The organism is Cohnella sp. AR92 (genome assembly GCF_003990975.1).
Classification (GTDB): domain Bacteria; phylum Bacillota; class Bacilli; order Paenibacillales; family Paenibacillaceae; genus Cohnella.
Genome location: NZ_RZJR01000009.1, coordinates 208,022 through 230,304 on the forward strand (window position 1 = coordinate 208,022; position 22,283 = coordinate 230,304).

General features: G+C 53.6%; 24 protein-coding genes. 9 read left to right on the forward strand and 15 right to left on the reverse strand.

Annotated features, from left to right (window positions below; genetic code table 11):
* Positions 1-7: 7 nt before the first annotated feature.
* On the reverse strand, positions 8-937 hold the full coding sequence (locus ELR57_RS16585; RefSeq protein ID WP_126960210.1) for a zinc-binding dehydrogenase: 930 nt from the start codon (positions 935-937) through the stop codon (positions 8-10).
* Positions 938-1,059: 122 nt separating this feature from the next.
* On the opposite strand from ELR57_RS16585, the gene ELR57_RS16590 reads away from it, so the two are divergent.
* Complete coding sequence (locus tag ELR57_RS16590) at positions 1,060-1,437, forward strand: MerR family transcriptional regulator (RefSeq protein WP_126960211.1); 378 nt, start codon at positions 1,060-1,062, stop codon at positions 1,435-1,437.
* Between the two features lie 45 nt (positions 1,438-1,482).
* Here the strand turns inward: ELR57_RS16590 and ELR57_RS16595 are convergent, their stop codons facing one another.
* Positions 1,483-2,064 carry a TetR/AcrR family transcriptional regulator gene (locus ELR57_RS16595; RefSeq protein WP_158630047.1) on the reverse strand — a complete coding sequence of 194 codons (582 nt, stop codon included), beginning with the start codon at positions 2,062-2,064 and terminating at the stop codon, positions 1,483-1,485.
* Positions 2,065-2,171: 107 nt separating this feature from the next.
* On the opposite strand from ELR57_RS16595, the gene ELR57_RS16600 reads away from it, so the two are divergent.
* Entirely contained in the window at positions 2,172-2,819 is a 648-nt protein-coding gene (locus tag ELR57_RS16600; RefSeq protein WP_126960213.1) for an NADPH-dependent F420 reductase, read from the forward strand.
* Positions 2,820-2,962: 143 nt separating this feature from the next.
* On the opposite strand, the gene ELR57_RS16605 is transcribed toward ELR57_RS16600, so the two are convergent.
* Positions 2,963-3,763 (reverse strand): phosphotransferase, encoded by an 801-nt coding sequence (locus tag ELR57_RS16605; protein WP_370452285.1) that lies wholly within the window; start codon positions 3,761-3,763, stop codon positions 2,963-2,965.
* Positions 3,764-3,994: 231 nt separating this feature from the next.
* On the opposite strand from ELR57_RS16605, the gene ELR57_RS16610 reads away from it, so the two are divergent.
* Entirely contained in the window at positions 3,995-7,027 is a 3,033-nt protein-coding gene (locus tag ELR57_RS16610; RefSeq protein ID WP_126960215.1) for an efflux RND transporter permease subunit, read from the forward strand.
* A gap of 71 nt (positions 7,028-7,098) precedes the next feature.
* Here the strand turns inward: ELR57_RS16610 and ELR57_RS16615 are convergent, their stop codons facing one another.
* Complete coding sequence (locus ELR57_RS16615) at positions 7,099-7,962, reverse strand: SDR family oxidoreductase (RefSeq protein ID WP_126960216.1); 864 nt, start codon at positions 7,960-7,962, stop codon at positions 7,099-7,101.
* Positions 7,963-8,049: 87 nt separating this feature from the next.
* On the opposite strand from ELR57_RS16615, the gene ELR57_RS16620 reads away from it, so the two are divergent.
* Positions 8,050-8,757: a TetR/AcrR family transcriptional regulator gene (locus ELR57_RS16620; RefSeq protein WP_238162563.1), complete on the forward strand. Its 708-nt coding sequence runs from the start codon at positions 8,050-8,052 to the stop codon at positions 8,755-8,757.
* Between the two features lie 579 nt (positions 8,758-9,336).
* On the opposite strand, the gene lepB is transcribed toward ELR57_RS16620, so the two are convergent.
* On the reverse strand, positions 9,337-9,930 hold the full coding sequence (gene lepB / locus ELR57_RS16630) for a signal peptidase I (RefSeq protein WP_126960217.1): 594 nt from the start codon (positions 9,928-9,930) through the stop codon (positions 9,337-9,339).
* Between the two features lie 357 nt (positions 9,931-10,287).
* Between lepB and ELR57_RS16635 the strand changes: the two genes are divergently transcribed.
* A complete protein-coding gene (locus ELR57_RS16635) occupies positions 10,288-10,632 on the forward strand; it encodes an NAD(P)-binding domain-containing protein (RefSeq protein WP_202866417.1) in 345 nt (114 codons plus the stop codon).
* A 67-nt stretch (positions 10,633-10,699) separates the two neighbouring features.
* On the opposite strand, the gene ELR57_RS16640 is transcribed toward ELR57_RS16635, so the two are convergent.
* From ELR57_RS16640 to ELR57_RS28730, 7 genes are all read right to left on the reverse strand, one after another.
* A complete protein-coding gene (locus tag ELR57_RS16640) occupies positions 10,700-11,575 on the reverse strand; it encodes an SDR family oxidoreductase (protein WP_126960218.1) in 876 nt (291 codons plus the stop codon).
* 46 nt (positions 11,576-11,621) lie between these two features.
* Complete coding sequence (locus ELR57_RS16645; RefSeq protein ID WP_238162564.1) at positions 11,622-12,338, reverse strand: aldo/keto reductase; 717 nt, start codon at positions 12,336-12,338, stop codon at positions 11,622-11,624.
* Positions 12,305-12,508 (reverse strand): hypothetical protein, encoded by a 204-nt coding sequence (locus ELR57_RS28325; protein WP_238162565.1) that lies wholly within the window; start codon positions 12,506-12,508, stop codon positions 12,305-12,307. The genes ELR57_RS16645 and ELR57_RS28325 overlap by 34 nt, the downstream gene beginning before the upstream one ends.
* A 90-nt stretch (positions 12,509-12,598) precedes the next feature.
* Positions 12,599-13,048 (reverse strand): MarR family winged helix-turn-helix transcriptional regulator, encoded by a 450-nt coding sequence (locus ELR57_RS16650; RefSeq protein ID WP_126960219.1) that lies wholly within the window; start codon positions 13,046-13,048, stop codon positions 12,599-12,601.
* 95 nt (positions 13,049-13,143) lie between these two features.
* A complete protein-coding gene (locus ELR57_RS16655) occupies positions 13,144-13,563 on the reverse strand; it encodes a DUF3237 family protein (RefSeq protein WP_126960220.1) in 420 nt (139 codons plus the stop codon).
* Positions 13,564-13,582: 19 nt separating this feature from the next.
* A complete protein-coding gene (locus ELR57_RS16660) occupies positions 13,583-14,407 on the reverse strand; it encodes a PPK2 family polyphosphate kinase (protein WP_126960221.1) in 825 nt (274 codons plus the stop codon).
* Complete coding sequence (locus ELR57_RS28730; RefSeq protein ID WP_158630048.1) at positions 14,401-15,315, reverse strand: LacI family DNA-binding transcriptional regulator; 915 nt, start codon at positions 15,313-15,315, stop codon at positions 14,401-14,403. The genes ELR57_RS16660 and ELR57_RS28730 overlap by 7 nt, the downstream gene beginning before the upstream one ends.
* A 244-nt stretch (positions 15,316-15,559) precedes the next feature.
* Between ELR57_RS28730 and ELR57_RS16680 the strand changes: the two genes are divergently transcribed.
* Entirely contained in the window at positions 15,560-17,098 is a 1,539-nt protein-coding gene (locus ELR57_RS16680; protein WP_126960224.1) for a glycoside hydrolase family 31 protein, read from the forward strand.
* A 42-nt stretch (positions 17,099-17,140) separates the two neighbouring features.
* Here ELR57_RS16680 and ELR57_RS16685 read toward each other — a convergent pair whose 3' ends face one another.
* Both ELR57_RS16685 and ELR57_RS28330 read right to left on the reverse strand, forming a co-directional pair.
* Entirely contained in the window at positions 17,141-17,263 is a 123-nt protein-coding gene (locus ELR57_RS16685) for a hypothetical protein (protein WP_238162566.1), read from the reverse strand.
* 8 nt (positions 17,264-17,271) lie between these two features.
* Entirely contained in the window at positions 17,272-17,517 is a 246-nt protein-coding gene (locus ELR57_RS28330) for a hypothetical protein (protein WP_238162567.1), read from the reverse strand.
* Between ELR57_RS28330 and ELR57_RS16690 the strand changes: the two genes are divergently transcribed.
* A complete protein-coding gene (locus ELR57_RS16690) occupies positions 17,422-18,432 on the forward strand; it encodes an aminotransferase-like domain-containing protein (protein WP_370452289.1) in 1,011 nt (336 codons plus the stop codon). The two genes, ELR57_RS28330 and ELR57_RS16690, sit on opposite strands and share 96 nt — an antisense overlap.
* A gap of 113 nt (positions 18,433-18,545) precedes the next feature.
* On the opposite strand, the gene ELR57_RS16695 is transcribed toward ELR57_RS16690, so the two are convergent.
* Entirely contained in the window at positions 18,546-18,971 is a 426-nt protein-coding gene (locus ELR57_RS16695; protein ID WP_126960227.1) for a hypothetical protein, read from the reverse strand.
* A gap of 153 nt (positions 18,972-19,124) precedes the next feature.
* Between ELR57_RS16695 and ELR57_RS16700 the strand changes: the two genes are divergently transcribed.
* Complete coding sequence (locus tag ELR57_RS16700) at positions 19,125-20,819, forward strand: M3 family oligoendopeptidase (protein WP_126960228.1); 1,695 nt, start codon at positions 19,125-19,127, stop codon at positions 20,817-20,819.
* A 119-nt stretch (positions 20,820-20,938) separates the two neighbouring features.
* Entirely contained in the window at positions 20,939-22,261 is a 1,323-nt protein-coding gene (locus ELR57_RS16705) for a hypothetical protein (RefSeq protein ID WP_126960229.1), read from the forward strand.
* Positions 22,262-22,283 lie beyond the last annotated feature (22 nt).

Sequence of the window (22,283 nt, forward strand, 5' to 3'; positions counted from 1 at the left end):
CCTTCCATCAGGAAACGGACAACACCGCTTTGCCGGCAATGCCTCGGTTCAAGAGGCTCTGGGCAACTTCCGCGATTTCTGTCCATGATGCCTCCGTAGCGATTTGCGGATGCAAGCATCCCTCGGCAACCATCCGAGCTAATCGCCCAAGATCTTTTGACACCCCTCCCGGCGGCATTCCGTCAAGAACGAGCACTCCATCCGGTACCGATTCAAGTCTAGCCTGGAGAGTCATCCCCGGTTCTGTTGCAGCTCCAACGTTAATGCACCTGCCGCCGTCTTCCAGAAATGTCGAAACGATGCTCAACGATTTGCCGCCCAACGTGTCGACGATTACGTCATAGGGACCGAATGGTTGGGCTGCAGCAACTTCTTCTCCCACAACTACCCTGTGTACCCCTGTCCCTTGAAGACAAGCCGCGCGCTCTTCCCGTCGCACAAGAGCAGTAACGATAGCGCCCGCTTGCTTGGCCAACTGACAGGCAAAATGGCCCACGCCGCCGGAAGCTCCGGTAACCAGCACCTTTCGATTAAGCAGGAATCCGCCTTTCTCCAATGCAAATAAAGCAGTGAGTCCTGCCACAGGCAACGTCGCAGCCTGGGCGAAAGAGACCTTCTCGGGAATTTCCGATAAGAAATTCGTTGGAACGGCGACAAGTTCCGCCCATGAACCGGAATGAACCATTCCGAACACTCTGGCCCCGGCCGGACGCCCCGACCCATCGGCAGCCGGCTGTTCTACCACACCGGATAGATCCCATCCTGGCCGCCACCCTGCATTTGCTCTTGTTGTCGTACGCACCTCGCCGAGATTAAGCGAGATCGCATGAACGCGAACCAATGCCTCCGACGAGGCCGGACGGGGAGCCTCTACCGCATCGATCTTTAGACGTCCTCTTACGGCGGGATCAACAACAATGGCTTGAATCGTACTCATCATGCTCTCCTTCTTTCCGAGTTTTTGTCTTGATCTTTATGCTTTGACAGTGTGCCGCTCGACGAATAGAGTGTAAACTATAAAGCATACTTGAAGGTCAAGACCATTTTGAGGAGATTTCAATGAAAATCCATGTATTGGCACAGAAGACCGGGTTAACCCCATCTGCCATTCGCTTTTATGAGAAAGAAGAACTTCTGGATGCCCGCCATGTTCAACGGGGAGAAAACAACTATCGGGACTATGGCGAAGAAGCAGTCGATCATCTTCTGATGATCAAAAAGCTTCAAGCCGTAGGCTTTACGTTAGCGGAACTCAAAGAAGTGACCCAGGCAAACGAGGTAAACGATCTTCCCCTCTCAAAGAAAATTGAACTTCTTAGTCAAAAGATGCAGGAGATCGAAAGAAAAAAAGAGGAACTGGAACAAGCTCAAGAGCATCTGGCACGGATGCTGGCAAACAAGATGGCGTTGTTGGACTCCACGGAAAAAGGGACCTGATCCAAATCGGACGGGTCCCTTCTAGCCTTCAATGAGTTCAATGTCTTACTTGCCATGCGAATCGATCAGCGTCATGGCGGCTTGCACGATGTCGGCCGGAGGAGCGTCGGGGCCGATCAGCCGCGCGATCATGCAGAATCCTTCCATCAGCACGAAGAGCTGCCGCGACAGGGCTTCGGGAGTCCGAAGGCCTGCTTGCCTGCACAAGTCTTCCAGCCGGCGCGCGACGGATTGCTTGTGGCGACTTGCCGCCTGATTCACCATATGGTCGGGGAATGGATATTCCACGGCGACCGCTTGGTACAAACAGAAGCTCGATTGCGGCGACTTCGAATGTTGGCTTGCGATCGCTTGAAAAAGCGCGATCAGCTGGCCCCTCGGTTCGGCCTCCCCCTCGACCGTCTCCTCGAACCATGCCCAATACATCTCGCCAGAACGCTCCAGAATGGCAACGATCAAATGATCCTTGGACGGAAAATGTTTGTATAGCGTCATCTTGGTAACGCCAGCTTCGGCAGCGATGCGGTCGACACCGATGGCATGGAAGCCATTAGCGAAAAACAGCTGGCTTCCGGTCAACAACAATTGCTCCCGGGCGGCAGACTTCCGGTCGTTTGCCATGCTCATGTTCATTTCACCTCTATAGTTGACAGTATACAGATCGGTATGTATACTGTCAATGAAATCCAATAGTATACAGACTTGTATGTATACAAACGAGGAGGAGAAGAGACATGAAAATCGGATTCATCGGTTCGGGCAATGTGGGGCAAACGTTGGGACGCGTTCTGATCGAGAAGGGTCATGAGGTTAAACTTGGCGCTAGGGAACCGGCCAAGCTGACGAATTGGAAGCAATCGCTCGGGAATAGCGAACTTGCAAGCGTTGGGACGTATCGGGAAGCAGCCGAACATGGCGAGCTCGTGATTAACGCAACGCCGGGAGTCGTCTCGCTTGAAGTGCTGCAGTCGGTTGGTCGGGAGGCGCTTGCCGGCAAGATTCTCATCGACGTTGCGCTGCCTCTTGCATTCGAGAACGGAGAACTGAGATTGTCCTCCCCTCCCAACGGCTCTCTCGGAGAGCAAATCCAGCACGCCTTCCCGGAGACGAAAGTCGTCAAAACGCTAAACACCGTAACGTCCGCTCTCATGGTCAATCCGCTCCATCTAGCGGAGGGCCAGCATGATATGTTCATCGGAGGCAATGATGCGGATGCCAAAAATGAGGTCGCTGCGTACTTGCGGCAATGGTTCGGCTGGAGAAATATTGTCGATCTAGGCGACATCTCGTCGGCACGGGCAACGGAGGGCCTTCTGCTGCTGTCTTCCAGAATATATGGCGCCTTCGGTCACTCGAACTTCAATCTGAAGGTCGTCCATTAAGGCCTGACATGAAGGATCGAACAGACTCGCCCTCCCCATCGGTCCGTCATCTGGCAGCTCTGCGAAGCAATCAAGGACCGTCAGCTAGACAAGAAACCTCCAAAAGATAGTTTTGGGCCATCCTTTTACGGATGGCCTTTCGTTTAGATCCAATCGTTGAAATGATCGGTTACAAATCGAATTTCGCTCTCATAATGAGCCAGGTGGCCCTCATCCACCATTTTTTGAAAAGCGGGATTTCCATCGGCAGCACCGTTTCTCAACGTATCGCACATTGTCGTCAACCGTTGAATAATCCACTGACGCAGTTCATTAGCGACGGGAATTCCATACGATTCAAAAAACAAATGAGTTCGCCGACGTCGCTCCGCAGCATGTAAATTCGATCGGTACTCTACCGTTTTTCCCGAAGTATGGTCAGGAGAGAAGCTCGCGAGCGGAACCGATGTATAGAGAGAATACGCAATGTCCCACATGCGCGGGCCGGGCCCCGCCATGTCAAAATCAATAAGCGCAGCAGGAGTCTCCTCTTGAAAGACCACATTGTACAACGCAGCGTCATTATGGCAGATCACTTCGTGCTCGCGATCATCCACATAACTAAGCTGCCATTTGCCCTTCGTCAGAAGCGCAGATCCTTCCGTCGCATCATGAAAACGGCGTAAAAGACGCGCTAAACCCGCAAGCGTTTTATCCGACCACATGTAAGGTTCAAGTTCAGGGTAATCGTTTCCCGGCACTTCCCCTGGGATGAACGTCAATATTTCACGGCCGGAGTCATCGATTCCGAGAAATTGGGGCGCTCCCTCGAAGCCTTGCTTCTCTAGATGTTTAAGCAGCTCATGAACGCTCGGACTCCAATAGCCAGCGGGGCGACGAACCGTATTTTCCTTACGGACAACGTAATTAACATTTCCGCCTGTTAGAACTTCTTCCTGAGTCACTATGCCTCACCCTTCTCGTTTCGGCGATATTCGAATTCTATACATTATATACCAAATCCTCGTACCGTAAGGAATGCCGATATCAACTAAGGCTTATACGGACTCAGACTTAGGTCTAGGTGGAAAACGTGCCCGAGACCGTGTAAGAGCTGGGTGAAATTGGTATAAGATCAGATGCAGAGAGCGGCCGAGAAGCGAGGCCGCAATTCCGAATGGAGTGGAGAGATCCGAATGAAGTTTTTCACGAATTTTTCTTTAAGGAATCCATTGGCGATCGTGCTGCTCGTTTTGTTGGTGGCTGTCGGAGGCGTTTACTCGGCTACGCAGTTCAAGCAGGAGCAGCAGCCGGAGATCGCGTTCCCGGGCATCTTCGTCCAGGCGACGTACCCGGGGGCGGCCCCGAACGAGGTCATGAACCAAATCACGTTGCCGCTCGAGAATGTGTTGCGTAATGTGGAGGGCGTGAAGAACGTAACTTCCCAATCCGCGAATAGCGTGTCGATGATTCAGCTCGAGTTCAACTATAGCGACGACATGAAGAAGAAGCAGGAGCTCGTCAAGCAAGCGATCGGCGACGTGGAACTGCCGGAAGGCGTCAAGAACCCGGACGTTCAATATTTCTCTACGACGAGCCAGCCGATCATGTACACGTCCGTCTCCTCGATCGGAAGCGCGACGGATGAGCAATTCGGCGAGATCGTGAAGACGAAGCTCATTCCGAAGCTGGAAGCGATCGAAGGCGTGACGGAGGTGCAGTCGTTCGGCTTGAAGGACGACGGGGTGTACCTGAGGCTCGACGCCGCGAAGATGACGGCCAAAGGCGTCTCCTACGAGCAAGTCGTCGGTTTGCTGCAAGCGAACAACCTGAGCGTGCCGCTAGGCGAAGCAACGCTCGGCGAGCAGAAGCTTCCGGTATTCGTGCAAGGCGATTTGACGACGATCGATCAGCTGAGAGGTTGGGAGCTCGCCCCGGGCTTGAAGCTGGGGGATATCGCGCAGATCGAGAAGGGCAAAGAGCTGAACGTCATCAGTTTGACGAACGGCAAGCCGAGCATTTCGCTTAATATCGTGAAGGCGAGCAACGCCAACACGGTCGAAATCTCCGACGAAGTGCTGAAGGCGTACGAAGACGCGGAGAAAGACGGGCTGGCCAAAGCGCTGGTCATGTATAACCGCGCGACGGACGTCAAGGAATCGGTCAATTCGCTTGCTCGAGAAGGCGCGTTGGGAGCGTTGTTCGCTTCGATATTGATCCTGTTCTTCCTTCGCAACATTCGCGCGACGATCATCGCAATCGTCTCCATTCCGTTGTCGATGCTGATCGCGATGATTTGTTTGAAGACGTTCACCGACGTCACTCTTAACATTATGACGCTAGGCGGCTTGGCGGTCGCGACCGGCCGAGTCGTGGACGACAGCATCGTCGTCATCGAGAACATCGTCCGAAGAATGCGAGGGGAGAAGACCGACAAGGAGCTCGTGCAGTCCGGCACGATGGAAGTGGCCCGCGCGATTACTTCTTCCACGTTGACGACGGTTGCCGTATTCGCGCCTCTCGGCATGCTGCAAGGCATGATCGGCGGTTACTTCCGTCCATTCGCCTTGACGGTCGGCTTCGCGCTCGTCTCGTCCTTGCTAGTCTCGTTGACCGTCGTTCCGCTCATGGCGTGGGCGCTCATGAGAAACGCGAAGCTGAAGGAAGCGAAGCCTTCCGCGATAAACCGCGGCTACAAGCGCGCGCTGCGCTGGTCGCTTCGGCATAAGGCCATCGTCATCATCGCCGCGCTGCTGTTGTTCGCGGGCAGCCTAGTCCCGATCTTCGCGGGCAAAATCGGCGTCGTGCTGCTTCCGCAATCCGATTACAAATATATGTTCGCGGACCTGTCCATGCCGAAAGGAACGACCGTCGAGACGATTCGCAAAGAAGCGGACCGTCTGGACGCGATCATTCGCAATAATCCCGACGTCGAGAATACGAACGTGACGATCGGCGGAAGCATGGTCGGAGGCGGGGACACGAGCGGGGCGCAATGGTTCATCGGCTTGCGTTCGTCGGCGGACCTGGACCGGTTTATGGACGAAATCTCGCCCCAAGTGAAAGTACCGGAAGGTTCGGAGTTCTCGCTGCAGAAGGACGACATGAGCGGCGGAGGTCAAATCGAAGTGACGGTGACCGGTTCGTCCTCGGCTGACATTCGGGCGGCGACGGAGCAAATCACGTCGGTTGTCGCGGGTCTTCAGGGCGTCGAACACGTCGGCAATAACCTGCAGGACGGTACGAATGGCATTCAGATCGCGGTGCGGCAGCAAGACGCGACAAAAGTCGGACTATCCGCGCTGCAAGCGGCCCAGCTGCTTCGTCCTTTCCTGGCGGAGACGAATCTGGGCAGAATCGACGACGGCGCAAGCGCAAGCGATCTTTACTTGTCGTTGAACGGCGTCTCCCTCTCCTCGGTAGACGAGATCGGCAAACTGAAGCTGAGTACGCCTGCCGGCAAGACCGTACAGGTCAAAGATATCGCGGACGTGAAACTCACCAAACTTCCAAGCACGCTGCAATATAAGAACGGCGCCGAATTCGCGACGGTTACCGGTCAGATTACGGACAAAAACGCGAGCAAGGTGAACGCGAAATTAGTAGATACGCTGAAAGGGTTGAAGCTGCCGGAAGGGGTTACCTATTCGTTCGGAGGAAGCGAGGAAGATGTCAGCCAGATGATGAGCGACATGCTCATGGCGATGCTGGTAGCCGTCGGCATGGTATATATCGTCATGGTCGTCGCATTCCGGGAGGGACGCGCGCCGCTCGCGGTATTGTTCTCGCTTCCGTTCGCGCTGATCGGGGGCTTGACGGGAACGCTCGTATCGGGCGACCCGCTGTCCGTCTCCAGCATGATCGGATTCCTGATGCTGATCGGCATCGTCGTCACGAACGCGATCGTCTTGATCGAGCGGGTGCAGCAGCAGATCGAACACGGCCAGACGATCCGCGAAGCGCTTATCGAAGCGGGAGGCACGAGGCTTCGTCCGATTCTCATGACGGCGATCGCGACGATCTGCGCGCTCATTCCGCTTGCGATCGGTGTCGGCGGCGGAAGCATCATCTCCAGCGGATTGGCCGTCGTCGTCATCGGCGGGCTTGCGAGCTCCACCTTGCTGACGCTCGTCGTCGTGCCGGTGATGTACGAGATGCTTTACTTCCGACGCTCCCGCAAACAACGCGCCGCACTGGTGTCGCAATCGGCGAAGGAAGCGGCGGCGTAACGTATCGCCTGCGTTGAAAGGGCCCTTAATCTCCAAATCCGAGAGGACTCCGGGATTAGGGGCTGTCTTATTTACCCCCGATAAGAAATCGATTCTTTCAGTACCTCCCTAATACTCTTCGGGGGTCTACCGATTAAATCAGCCAAGACGTTGCTCGTATGCGCGAAGTCTCCTTTGCGGCTGGCACGGAACAAACCCAAGGTGATGGCGATGCGCCCCTCCGGAATTCCTTGTGCGGTCAGATACGTCCGATACTCATCGTCCGTTACGACTTTGCGGTTGATGGGCCGGCCGACGATATCCGATAGCATTGCCGCAACCCCCTTCGTATCAATCGCTTCGGAAGCCGTAAGATTCGGGGATGGGCCATCCCCATTTTTTCCGGTAATAATCGCTGCAGCAGCTTCGGCCAAATCAGAATGCGTTGTCCAGGCAACCGGACCGTCCTCGGGAACAATCCATTCGCCCGAATGGATCGCATCGCCGATAAAACCTACCAAAGAGGAGGCGTAGAAACCGTTGCGAAGAGACGCGTATCGCATGCCCGACTCTTTAAGCAAATCCTCTGTCTCCGCATGGTGAACCATTGGCGGAAAATACGACGTCGAAGAGGAGCCCATATGACTCGTGTACAGCACCCGTTCGACGCCGGCTTTCTTTGCCGCGTCAATCGCGGTTTGATGCTGGCGGATCCCCGCCTCTCCCAGAATACCGGACGAAACAAGAAGAACCTGCGACGCGCCTTCAAAAGCATCAAGCAAGCTCTCCGACTCATTGAAATCGCCACGTCGCACTCGGATCCCGCGATCCTTTAAATCCTGCGCCTTACTCGGTTCCCGAACGCTGACTCCGATCTGTTCAGCCGGGATTCGCTTAAGCAATTGCTCTACCACGCCTCTGCCTAACTTCCCATTCGCTCCAGTAACGATAATCATGTTGCTTTCACCCTTTCCACTCTTTAAAAAATTTGCTTACAATACGGTTTTGTGTAACCATATATCGCATAAGCAAAAGATAAAGGGTTGGAGCCCGGCAAACAATCAGCAAAAAGCCGGTTTCGTTGCGTTCCCGACAAAATCGCCGTTTTGTTTGTTTTTGAGATCCGAAGAAAGCGTGGTTTTAGCATGCCGGTAAATCCCAGCGACCCCCGCGTAAAGAGAACTCGTCAGTTGTTTATGCAAGCCTTTAACGATCTGCTCGACGAAAAGAAAAACATTTATTCGATTTCCGTTCACGACATTGCGAATCGAGCAGCCGTCAACCGCGCAACCTTCTATGCGCATTTTGAAGACAAGTTCGCATTTCTCGCCTATTGGATGACAGAGAAGTTTCAGCTCATTCTCAGAAAAAGACTGCCGGAGGATTCAGCCTTCAGCCCGGACAATCTGCATGTCCTTGTTCAGTCCATCTTTCAATTTCTAATACGATTTCGACAGTACCTCACGCCGGGAGACAAGCAGTTTGAGCCGTTGCTGGAGAACGCCATGCAGAAGGAACTGTATCGTCTCCTGCTCCAATGGCTTAAATCGGGGCCTAAGCAAAGATTCCCGCAAGAAAAGCTGGAAACTACGGCCCTTGTGGTCAGTTGGGGCCTATTCGGATCGGCCATGCAGTGGAGCAGGGAGGTTCAAGACCGCGCGCTGGAGCCGATGGTGGAAGAGGTTATCAGGGTCGTAAACGTTAATTTGAGCGCTTTTTGGGAGCCATCCGAATCGGAAGCTATCCTGTAGGATCGAGAGATCATCCGACTTTTCAATTGCCATGGCTGCTCAGAATCACTTGATCAAAGTATCCCTCCAAGTTTTGTTTATCCTCATTGACTAAACTAATCCATATGTTGTTTCCAGTCTCGGAATACAGATCAGATGTTCTGACCGCCCGAGACCTCGATTCTCTGCGCATTAACCCAGCGATTATCGGAACCGAGCAAGCTGGCGACTGCGGGACCGATGTCGTCGGGTACGCCGACTCGACCAAGGGCCACCATCGCGGCAAATGCATCATTGTAAGCAGGAGTGTCGCGTACAGCACCGCCTAGAAAGTCGGTTTCACCGCGGTGACCGAGTTCTTTGCTCTATATGATGTATTAGAATCTCAGATTGAACGGACTACTATAAAAATTTGACTTGATACGGCAAGTTTATTGAGGTGCACAAGGTTGAAATGACATATGAATTGACAACTCATATGACAAGTTTCTATAACAAAAAGGGGTGGCTATTGCCACCCCTTTCGCTTTTATATTCACCTTAGAATACTGAACTAGCGGTAGTCCGAGCTGTCGTTCCCGTTAGCAACGTAGTAATCGTTCAAGAATGAGTTGTCTCATTTTCTTCATAACCGACAACTTTCCCTAAGATTTCTTCCTTAGTAAATGCACCTTCTGATTGGCTGTCGTTGAAGCCTCTCCAACGTACATCAGCCAAGATAACGTATTCATTTTCATTCAACGTCAGTGTTTTTTTCATTAAATAGTTTTCTTTAGATGTGGGATCATCGCCGTAAAAAGCAACCAGTTTTTTTCCGTCAATGTAGACTTGCCCCTTTTTTAACTGTACTGTTTCTCCAGGTAGTCCAACAACTCTCGCGATATCTGTGTCTTGATATTCAGTTGTCTTTTTGATTTTAAATAACACAATATCTCCTCGAGAGACATTATGTTTTTCGTAGTAACTCATATCAACTAACACTTCACGACCCAAGCCAAATGGATGGTTGCCTTCATAGCCGAGCTCCGCTAGCATTCCATCCGTTTGTACTTTTACTTTGGACAATGAGGGGTTGGGGGTTGGAATCACCATAATTTTCTTATCTGTTGTGGTGTCATTTAGGGTATCCGTACAACCGCTTATAAGTATCATGCTGATTAGGAAAAAGAATATAACAAACATACGAATATTCATTTGTTTTCCCCTATTTCGTTTTTCACAGAGCTTCGTAACTAATGTATTCGCAAAGAAAATTAAACTTTCCTCCCATAATGACAGTCATTCAAGTATCACGAGTATTCATCCGCGTAGCGGATATCAGATACAGACTTACATCCAAATCATACCATTAAACAGGGATTTTTCCTGAAAATAATAAAAAGCGTATAACCCTTGCCAATTTAACAAGGGTTTTCTGAACATATATTCGTAACGCTGTTACTTAAAGTAAATAACATCGCTCGGCCCGTCAGCGCGCGCCGCGACTACGGCCTGCGCTGACTAGGCTGGTGACTTCGTCATCATAGTGTCCCCCTCAAGCTGGTCAACGACATGCCTGTAGAGCAGCTCGCGGGCAAAATCGTGCTCGACACGAATAACTACATGCCTTGGCGCGATGGCCATTTCCCCATGATCGACTCTGGCGAGATGACCGTTCATGAGCTCCGGCAGAAGCAACTTCCTGCCTCGAAGGTGGCGAAGGCCTTCACCCACATCCAAGCCCCCCGCCTCTTCCTTTCTAGCAGACCGGCTGGTTTCGATACAGTCGACAACAATCCGCTGAGCGAGTCATGGCGCAGCGGTCCCGGTCTGCCTGCTTGGGCTGCGCATGAGCACCAACCCCGTGCTCAGCTGATAGTTAATCTCGCCAAGGCGCGTCGGATTATCATGGCCTGAGTCGCAGGGCGTTTACCCTACTGCTGACAAGATAAAGCGGCTCCTGTTTAAGAAGCCGCTTTATCTATTATATTCCGTTAGAAATCGATTCCTTCAGTACCTCTCTAATACTCACCGGAGGCCGACCGATTAAATGAGCTAGAGCGGGATCGATTTGCACGAAATCGCCCCGACGGCTGGCTAGAAACATCCCCATACGCATGTTCACGCTAGCCTCCGGTACGCCTTGAGACAGCATGCGGTCCCGAAACTCTTCGTCCGACACGACGATTCGGCGGATGGTCCTCCCCAAGATGTCGGAAGCGATTGTCGCAATCCCTTCCATATCAATGGCTTCGGACCCCGTAAGACTGGGGGTCAAGCCATCGAATTTCTGCTCGCTAATGATCGCCGCCGCGGCTTCGGCCAAGTCGGAGTGGTCTGTCCAGGCGATCGGGCCGTCTTCGGGGGCGATCAATTCCCCCGTTTTTATGGCTCCGCCTATCAACAGGAGTGCCGATGCGGCGTAATAGCCATTACGGAGCGACGTGAAAGAAACACCTGAAGCTTTCAACCGTTCTTCGGTAGCCGCGTGATGAATCATGGGGGCGAAGGGCGACGTTGAGGACGAGCCCATATGACTTGTGTAAAGCACTCTGCTAGCCCCTGCCTTCTTGGCCGCGTCAATCGCTGCTTGATGCTGCCGAATGCCATGCGGGATACCGGCCTCGCCCATGATGCCGGTCGAAACGATAAGAACCTGCGAGGCCCCCTCAAAGGCATGTTGCAGACTCTCGGCCTCGTCGTAATCGCCCCGACGAACACGGACCCCGCACTCCTGAAGCTCTTGCGCCTGATGCGGATCGCGGACGCTGACACCGATCTGCCCGGCGGGTACTCGCTTAAGCAACTGCTTCACCACGGCCCGGCCTAATTTCCCGTTGGCTCCGGTTACGATAATCATGACAATAACATCCCTTCATTTTGAGATAATCCATTGCCAGTATTCTTTATCCGCGAACAGTCTTACCGTTTCTGAATTGCATATTGGGAAAGGAAGCGCCGGCGATCTCCTGTTCCGGTATCGCCTCTTCAATCTCCCTGACTTCATCATCCGTCAGATGAATATCAAGCGACCTCATCGCTTCTTGAAGATGAGCCGGCGATACGGTACCGATGAGCGGAATGAAGTCTTCGCCTTTGGATAAGATCCAGGCAAACGCCAGTTGGGATAATGTCATTTGTTTTTTAGCGGCGATCTCACCCAGTTTCTTAGCCAGAGCCACATTTTTCTCTATATTCCCTTCAGAAAATAACGGGATGTAGCCGCCTTTGTTTTTTTGGATCCGCTCCTCTGTCCAGTTGCCGGCAAGAAGCCCATGAGCCACCGCCCCGAAAGCAATGACGCCGATCCCCAGTTCCCTTGCAGTCGGCAAAATCTCGGTTTCAATGCTTCGGTTAAAAAGCGAGTATTCGAATTCCGCCAAGCTGATCGGATGCGTGGCATGCGCCCTTCTCAACGTCTCCGCATCGACCTGGCTGATTCCGATCTGCTTGACATAACCGGCCTGAACCAATTCGGAGATGGCCCCGATCGTTTCTTCAACAGGAATACCCAGATCGATTCTTGCGGGCTGATATAGGTCGATATAGTCGAGATTGAGTCGTTTGAGCGAATGAGCAAGATAGTTCTTTACATGATGGGGGGAGACATCCAGTCCGTACAAGGAGCCATCGAGCGTATATCCGCCGTGTTGAGATGATTGATACCACCCTCGAATGCGGCGTGAATAGCGGCAATGCCAGCCGCTTGGGCAGCCTCATTGGCATTCGACATATGGCCGCAGCCAAGTCCGATTCGAGATAGCTCCAGCTTGTTTTGTCCGCTATTGATCATGACAACCTCCTGAATTCTTTTCTCATAATATGTAGCCGTCTACATAATTGATTAAAAAAATAGGCCATTAGAATGGCAATTTCACTGCTTCTAAAGCGACTTTTCAACATTCTCAAATGCGCGGATCAGCAGAGAGGAGAACATTGCTTTCTCGGCATCCGACATCCCTTGAGTGATCAATTCTTCCGATTTCGCGAATGCATCGCTCCTCCCATCAAAAAATTGTTTGGCTTTGGCCGTGATATCAATGCGGAGGTTGCGTCCGTCGGCATGATTGCTGCTACGCGTGATAAACCCGGACTTCTCCAGACCGTTCAGCAAGTTAGTCACGGACGGACCGCTTAGAGCCATTGTTTGTTCAAGATACTTGCGGTTAATCTCGATATGCTCTTCTAGGGATTGATGAATATGCGACAGAAGAATCGCTTGCGAGCTATTTAAGCCATGTTCCTTCAGAAGTTGGTCGATGATTTCCCGAACCCTTTGCGCGATGACTTTAATGTATAGACTATAGGGGTACTTGTCGAAAACGCTTGGCATAGGGTTTCTCCTTAAATCATGTAGATGTCTACACTATAGGTCCGGTTTTTCGATTTGTCAATGATGGGCAACCAGCATCTCGAATTGCGCCTTAATCAAACGGCCATGAAAATCTTAATGTCTACTCCGGATTCCGTTGGCAGTCCTTCCCCAACTAGCAGCGCATGATGCAAGAAAGACAATGCCTGGCTATTCGTAATGATCTTGGGCGAGGTTCGGAACAGCGCGTTTCTTAGGTCCTTGTTGAAGTTGCCGTTATTTTCGACGTAGATCTCGCAGGGTTGACCGGTATGGTCCCTTCCCTGAAGAATGTACCTTGCGGATAAGGTATGCCTATCGCCGCCTTTTCCGATGACTTGCGTATCTACCCCTCCATCGAGCACAATGCCTTCGAAATAGTTACCGGTCGCATGACCCGTGAATAAAATCATGACGACGGAATCCCCGTCACTATTGCGCAACTCCGTCGTCTTGCCTATTTTCACATGAACCGTGAGTATTTCTTCGAATTGCATGGTACTCCCCCTATTCGTACTATGCGTTCCTCTGTCCCTCAAGCTGTTCCAGAAGCTTACGAGTCTCGATGTCCGGTTCCGGGTAAGCAAGGTTCAGCTTCTCCAAGGAGCTTAGAATAATCCGGAGCGCCAAGTAGTCGCGGAACCATCGCTTATTGGCCGGGACGATATGCCATGGGGCGCGATGGGTCGACGTGTGCCGGAAGGCATCCTCGTAGGCGTCCACGTAGGAATCCCAATATTGCCGTTCCTTGAGATCGCTCGGATCGAACTTCCAGAGCTTCTCCGGGTTGCTCAGCCGTTCGCGAATTTTCTCGAGCTGAAAATCGGGCGAAATATGCAGGAAAATTTTGATCAACAGCACGCCATTGTTCGTTAGAAGCCTCTCGAAATGCCGGATATGCTTCAGCCGAGCCGCCGCTTCCTCGTCCTGAATCCTGCCGTGCACCCGGGTAACGAGCACATCCTCATAGTAAGAGCGGTTAAAAGCGGTAATATAGCCCTTGGCAGGAACAACCTTATGCGTCCTCCACAAGAAGTCGTGAGCCGACTCTTCGGGCGTCGGCTGCTTAAAGCTCTCCGCTCGGAAGCCCTGTGGATTCAGGTTGGACAGCACCTTCTTGATGACGCCGTCCTTCCCGCTGCAATCCATCCCTTGGAACAGGACGAGCACGCCGTTCGTCTTCGAGGCAAACAGCTTGTCCTGCAGCTTGCGAAGCTTCCGTTCCATGCGTTCGAACTCATCCTGAATCTCTTCTTTGCTCGCGAAGCCGCCCGTATCGTTAGGATCGAAGGAGCTTAGCCCTCGCTTGTCCGCTTTGTCCAATCGATAGTTCTTCAACATGGGAACATGCCTCCTCCTTGTACGCTCAAGAACCTTTGGAATGCGCCGGAGCGCAAGACTCGCGCTCGATCAGCTCCGTCTTCAAGCTGATGTGGACTTCCGCTATCGTCTTGTTCGTGATGAGCTCCGTCAGCATCTTGACGATGAGTCCGCTGATGTCGTAACGGAATCGCCTTACGGTCGTCAGGGGCGGCGTCATATATTCGGACAGCTTCAGGTCGTCGAACCCGACCAGGGAGATGTCCTTGGGAATCTTCAGCTTCGATTCGGACAAGGCCTTCATCGCCCCGAAGGCCATCATGTCGTTGAAGGCGAACAAGCCGGTTCCGGCTGACCAAGTGATCCTCCGGTCCCGCGATCAGGCCGATCTTGCGGTGACCGAGGCGGTGCAAGTACCGAATAACCTCGTAAGCGCCCTTGCGGTTATCGTAATCGATAAAGTTCTGAACGCGATCGTACCTTCTGCCGTTCGTCACCAAGTACGGGATCCCTTGGCCGATCAGCTCGTCGACCAGCCGATCGTCGACGAAGGAATCGAACACGACCGCGGCGTCCACTTGATTTTCTCTCAGCATCCGATAGGAAGAACCGGATGTCTGAGCTCCGCGCGAATGGGTCGCCAGCAGGAAGCGATGCCCGGACGCTTCGAACTCTTCCTTCAGATGGCTTAAATCCGCCGAGGAAGCAGGATCGTTATCGACGAAGTCGTGAACCTCCGGCACGAATACGGCAATGGTATAGAAGGCTCCGCCGATCTTGGAAGGAGTAACCCCCGGCTTCAAATATTCCTTGGCGATCTCCATCACCTTGCGCCGCGTCTCCTCGCTGAAATTCCCTTGGTTGTTGATAATCCGGGAGACGGTGCTGATCGAGACGTTCGCCTTGGCGGCGATTTCCTTTAATTTCAAGAGCGTTTGCTCCCTTCCTGCGCCAAACCTACATGCTATAATTGTAAAATTTGCGCAAAAAAGAGTCAAACGTTTTCCCAGACAACGCCAAACCATGACGCCAACGCCGATAAGCATGCCCCATTTTAAAGATAGCGGCCCCATACTTAAGATCGTATTCTCAAGGCCCGAACGACTCTGCATAATGGTAACCAGTACGAATTCCTTCTTGGAAGGTTCAACACGCATAAGGAGAGGTACGCTCATGCAATCGATCCAACTGAAGAGATTACCGGGTGAATACTGGTGGGGCGGCGTCATTAACGAAGGCGTCCGCATGCCTTATGGGGATGCCGAATACGTTCGGGATCTTCGCCATACGGACGACAACCAAGCCTCGCCGTTATTGTTGTCCAACCGGGGACGCTACGTCTGGAGCGACGAACCTTTCGCGTTCCGCGTAGACGAGGTCGAGTTGACGTTCTTCCGGGCGGACGGCGAAGTCAAGGTCGTGGAAGGCCATGGCACGCTTCAAGGCGCTTATCGCCATGCCGGTGCCGCCTGCTTCCCTCCATCGGGCCTCATGCCCGACCCTCTCGCTTTTCTAGCGCCGCAATACTGCACTTGGGTCGAGATGTTCTATGAACCGACGCAAGAGAAGATCCTGCGCTATGCCGAATCGATCCTAGCGAACGGCATGCCTTCCGGAATCCTGATCATCGACGACAACTGGATGAACGATTACGGCATGTGGGACTTCGATAAGCATCGATTCCCCGACCCGAAGGCGATGGTCGAGAAGCTCCACGGGATGGGATTTAAAGTCATGCTTTGGGTTTGTCCGTATGTGAGCGCCGATTGCACCGAGTACAAGAAGCTGCTCGCGAATGACCTTCTGATGAAAAACGCGGACGGCAGCCCGATCCTTCGACGGTGGTGGAATGGCTATAGCGCGGTCATGGATTATACCAAGGAGTCCGGAGCCTCTTGGTTCAGGGGACGGTTGGATCGGCTTATCGAACAATACGGGGTAGACGGCTTCAAGCTGGATGCGGGCGAACCGATCCTTCCCGGGGCGGACGATGTTCTGGGGCAGGTCGCCTGGTGCCGTCCGTTAAGCGTGATGGAAGATTGCGAGGCTTACGCTCGCCTCGGCATCGGCTATCCGCTAAGCGAGCTTAGAATGTGCTGGAAGCTCGGCGGTCAGCCGCTGATACAGCGTCAGCGTGACAAGCACCACTCCTGGGACCGGTACGGATTAGCCGGCCTCATTCCGAACGCCATTGCCCAGGGATTGCTCGGCTACGCCTTCAATTGCCCGGACATGGTCGGCGGAGGAATGGACGGGGATATCAACTCGCCCGACTTCCGCTTCGACAGCGAGCTGTTCGTTCGCTACGTCCAATGCTCGGCCTTGTTCCCCGTCATGCAGTTCTCCATGGCGCCTTGGCGAGTCTTGCGCGGCGACGAACTCGAATGGTGCCTGAATGCCGTCCGCCTGCGCACGGCGCTCGGACCGGAGATTCTGGCTCTTGCCCGTCAATCGGCGGAGGACGGCTTGCCTATCCTGAGAAGCTTGGAGTTCTCTTATCCGCAGCAAGGCTATGAGAAGCTTCAGGATCAATTCCTGCTGGGAGAACGGATCCTGGTCGCTCCGGTATTGCAGAAGGGACAAACCTCTCGCCTCGTGCGATTCCCCGAAGGGCGCTGGGAAGGAGACGACGGAACCGTCACCGTCGGCCCCGCCGAGGCGGTCGTAGAAGCGCCGCTTTCCCGCTTGCCGTGGTTCCGCAAGATCGATTGAGTTCTGTAGAGCCATCCTTACGGGATGGCTCTTTGTCCGGGACTATCGTGCCGCGCGGCGGAACATCATCTCCTGCCGCACGAAGCCATACTGCTCATAAAGGCCATGCGCATCTCTCGTATTGAGACCGATATTCGTATGGCGAATGCGAGGATGGTCGACCATAACGGCCATCATCCATTTGCCGAGACCTTTGCCGCGATGTTCGGAATCCGGACCCGGGCATTATCCCCTATGAAGACCTCCAGCACGGGCTCAGCCGGGCGGTACAGCTCTACGGGGATCGTCTTTTTGCATACGGCGACCCGCTCGGCCTTCCGTCTCTGCGCGAAGCGATCTCTCAACACCTGGCGGTCTCTCAAATTTTCGCGGGTCCCCAACGGATCGGCGTGGTATCCGGCGCCCAGCAAGCTCTTCACTTGCTGGCTTCCATGCCGTTCCCGAATGGCAAATCGGCGGTCTTGGTCGAGCAGCCCTGTTATGCCGGAATGCTGAAGCTGCTCAATCTCCTCGGGATTACCGCAATCGGAATCGCCCGAACGGAATTCGGGCTCGATCTCGACGAGCTGGAACGGCATTTTCGCAACAATTCCATTAAGTTCTTCTATACGGTACCCCGGTTCCACAACCCGCTCGGAACCAGCTTGTCGCGTCAGGAGAAGGAAGCGATCGCGGCCATGGCGGAGAAGTATGACGTGTATATCGTGGAGGACGACTATCTCGCGGACCTGGAGACGGACGGCAGATCCGATCCCATCTGCAGCTATGATCGTTCCGGCCGCGTCATCTACCTCCGAAGCTTCTCCAAAATCATGCTGCCCGGCCTGCGGCTCGGAGCGGCCGTCCTTCCCGAAGCCTTCATCCATTCGTTCCGAATGTACAAATCGTCCAGCGATTTAAGCACCTCCGCTCTCTCGCAAGCCGCGCTAGAGATTCACCTAGGCAGCGGATTGTTTCAGCGCCACGCCGCCATCATGAGGGAACGCTACGGAGTTCGAATGAAGGCCCTGCAGGAAGCCTGCGGCCGATATTTAAACGAGGGCTTCCGTCTAAGCCGATCGGCCGGCGGCATATTCGCCCGGCTCGAGCTCCCCGATCATCTGGGGGCAGAAGAGCTGGCCGCCGCCTTGTTCCAGAAGGATGTGCATGTTTTTCCTACGGCGCCATGCTACCTTCCTAGCGTGGAGATCGCGAACGGCCTGCGCCTTAGCATTATTCGCGCGAATGAGCAAGAGATCGGGGACGGCATCCGGATGCTGAGAGAGACGGCCGACGAGCTAATGAGCCGCAGCAGAACAAACCCATCCGGCCGCTCCGCCATCACATGGATTTAGTTTATGTTCGATGGAGACGGCAGCCGATCATTAGTCGGCTGCCGTATTACCCGATGATAGGCCTCCAGAACGAACATCGACTTCGCAAGAAACGCCCGCATAACGGTTCCAATTTATTCAAAAGGCAAAGCGCTCCAATACAAGTGCCCCTCCGGAAGGAAAAAAGGAGAGTCGGGATCGTCTTGAAAGGCACCGATGATCTTATTCTCGCCTTCGTTAGCGACAACGACCAAGGTCGTTTCTTCTCCCGGCTTTCTAACCCAATCTCCAACCTTTAAAGCGGATAAATCAGGGTCGGTTATCGCTACGTTAATTAACTCTTCTGTCCAAGTCTCCCCTTGATTCCGGCTGACCGCACATATCTTCATACGCGGCTCGTGCCGATGATCGTTGATATAGGATAACAAAGCGTCCAACAGGGGTCGCGCATCTTCGGGGTTCATTTCGTAGCCGTAACCGACAGGCAGTCCCTTTTCTCGGAGGGCGAACCTTCGTTTAAGCCTGCGTGCTTTCCGTTTATCGAAATCGTCTTTGCTCATCCCAGCCTCAGCCCCTAACGTTTAATCGGGTGTCTATAAAGACGAGCTTTACCGATTTTTGTTGCGCAATCCCGCCATTCCTCCAACCTTGTGGGGAATGGGGTATAATGGAATCAGGACTCAGTCTGAAAAACCGGAAGGGGTGCATGGTCCATGAGATTTAGCGAATATACATACGAGAGGCCGGACGTAAAGACGTTCGAGGCGAGCTTCAAGGAGCTTCTTGAATTATTTGTCGACGCCGACAGCTACGGGAAGCAGGATGCGGCGATGGAGGGAATGAACAAGCTCCGCAGCGAGTTCGACACGATGCAGACGATCGCAAGCATACGTCACTCTATCGATACGAACGACGAATTCTACAAGGCCGAGCAGGACTTCTTCGACGAGAACGGCCCGGTCGTCCAGGAATTCGTGACGGATTATTATCGGGCGCTTATCGGCTCGAAGTTCCGTCCCGAGCTGGAGGCCAAATGGGGACGGCAGCTGTTCCGGCTCGCCGAGCTGTCGCTGAAGACGTTCAGCCCGGAGGTGATCGAGGATCTCCAGCAAGAGAACAAGTTAACGACGGAATACACGAAGCTGATCGCTTCCGCGAAAATTCCGTTCGAAGGCGAAGAGCGCACTCTCGCTCAGCTCGGTCCGTTCCAGCAATCGACCGACCGGGAGATGCGCCGGCGCGCCGCCGAAGCATCCTCCGGCTTCATGGCCGAGAACGAGGCGACCCTCGACCGCATCTATGACGATCTGGTCAAGGTCCGCACCCGGATCGCGAAGAAGCTCGGCTTCGAAGACTTCGTCGAGCTTGGTTACGCCCGCATGAGCCGGACCGACTACGACGCGGGAATGGTCGCGAACTTCCGCAAGCAAGTTCTGGACCATATCGTGCCTGCCGCTACGAAGCTTAAGGAACGTCAGCGGAGCCGCATCCAAGTGGACCGATTGCTCTATTACGACGAGAACCTTGCCTTCCTGACCGGCAACGCGACGCCGAAGGGCGACCCGGATTGGATCGTAGCCGGAGGCGCTAAGATGTATGCGGAGCTGTCGCCGGAGACGGATGCGTTCTTCCGATTCATGCAGGAGAACGAGCTGATGGACCTCGTCGCCAAGAAGGGCAAGCAAGGCGGAGGTTACTGCACGTATATTAGCGAGCACAAGGCGCCTTATATTTTCTCCAACTTCAACGGCACCGCCGGCGATATCGACGTGCTGACGCACGAGGCCGGGCATGCGTTCCAGGTGTTCGAGAGCCGCGGCTACGCGGTGCCGGAATACGCGTTCCCGACCTACGAGGCCTGCGAGATCCATTCCATGAGCATGGAGTTCATCACTTGGCCGTGGATGGAGCTGTTCTTCAAGGAGGACGTGGACAAATACCGGTTTAATCACCTGGCCGGCTCGCTGATCTTCATTCCGTACGGCGTAGCCGTGGACGAATTCCAGCATTACGTGTATGCGAATCCGGACGCGACTCCGGCCGAGCGGAAGCAAGCATGGCGCGACATCGAGAAGAAGTACCTCCCTCATCGCGATTACGCGGACAATTCGTACTTGGAAGCCGGCGGCTTCTGGCACAAGCAGGGGCATATTTTCAACTCGCCGTTCTATTACATCGATTACACGCTGGCGCAGCTCTGCGCGTTCCAATTCTGGAAGAAGTCCCGCGAAGACCGCGAAGCCGCCTGGAACGATTACCTCGGACTCTGCCGTCTCGGCGGAAGCCTCTCGTTCACGGAGCTCGTAAGCGCGGCCGGCTTGATCTCGCCGTTCGAAGACGGCTGCGTGGCCTCCGTCATCGGCACCATCGAGGCTTGGTTGGACGGCGTGGACGATAAAGCTCTGTAAGTCACTCTGTTCGCGATTGAGTGTTCCGGGCATTGACAACATTTACGCATTAAACTGTTTACCCGTCTTTGTTAAAGTAGATAAGACTCGCGAAGACGAAGACGGGAGCTTTAATAGACATGAACGTTCTGTCCAAATCCATCATCGGCCTGCTTTGCGCGACTACGATCGCAGGCGCATATTACGCTTATAAGGAACATCAGCACAATCGGCAATGGGAGCAGCAACAGCAGCGGAACGCCCAATATTGGTCGCACATTCAATCGTACTACTTACGCGATTTCGACCATGCACTCGCGGAGTCGCTTGCGGCACCTACATCTGCCATTCGGCAAGCGGCGCTACAATCCGCGATGGAGACTGCCAATCTCATCCTGCAATTAGAAACGAGCGCATCAGCTACGACGAACCTTCCATCTTGGTCCGCGTACGAGTCGTTTCTCATGAACGGCAGCCGCTACTTGGCCTATCCCGCCAGCGAGAAGGGACCATCGCTCAACCCGGATCAATTGGAACAAATTCAGCGTATGCGAAAGTTCGCGAGGACGGCTCTGCCGTATCTCGATCAGATGAGAGAGAATAGTTACGATGCATCTATAGAGGATATACAGCGGATCTCGACCGGGATGGAAGCGGCCTTGTCTCAGCTCGACTCGATCTCCACGTACGGCAATAAAGCCTTTAACGAGTTCCTGTACAATCAGAATCCATATGTACCTACTAAGCCGGGAACCGTGTTCGCCGGCGAGCCCTCTTATACGGCTACGGAGCTTGCAACTATAGCGCAAACCTTTATGCGTGACGCCTGGAATAAAGACGCAGGCATAAAGATCGTCAGCATCTCCGGCGGGAGCAGCCCTCAACTCGGAGAATTCACGGATTTCAAGTTATGGGACACCGATGGAAAAAAGGCTCGTTCTTACATTGCGACGTTGAGTAAAAGCGGACATGTGCTCCGGGTGACGCGCCACGGTTCGATCTCTGAAGAATCAGCCGCGCAGAAGCCTATGGACGTAAACCGGGCCATCGCGCATGCGGACGCCTGGATGGCACGCTGGTCTGACGAACGCTTGACCCTCGCAGCGAAAGAGCAAACGGATACCTCCATTACCCTCGATTATATTCCGGTTCGGGAGCAGGTTTCGATTCCGCAGATGCAGGTCGAATGGCAGTTTGATCGCCTTACCGGTGCGCTGAAGAGCTTCGATGCGTATAATTATTTCTACTGTTACAATAAAAGCTTTCCGCTTCATCCGAAGCTGACGGAAGCGCAGGCCTCTGCAAGACTCGGTCCGAACGTAAACACCTCAGGCGCACCAAAGCTGGAAATCCACGATGACAATCTTGTATACGCATTTGCCGTTACGGGAATCGAAGGCGTCTCTCACGTATACATAAACGCCCTCACAGGCGCCAGCGAAGGCATCGAATACAACCAGTAATGCTCGTAAGCGCGGCTGGCTT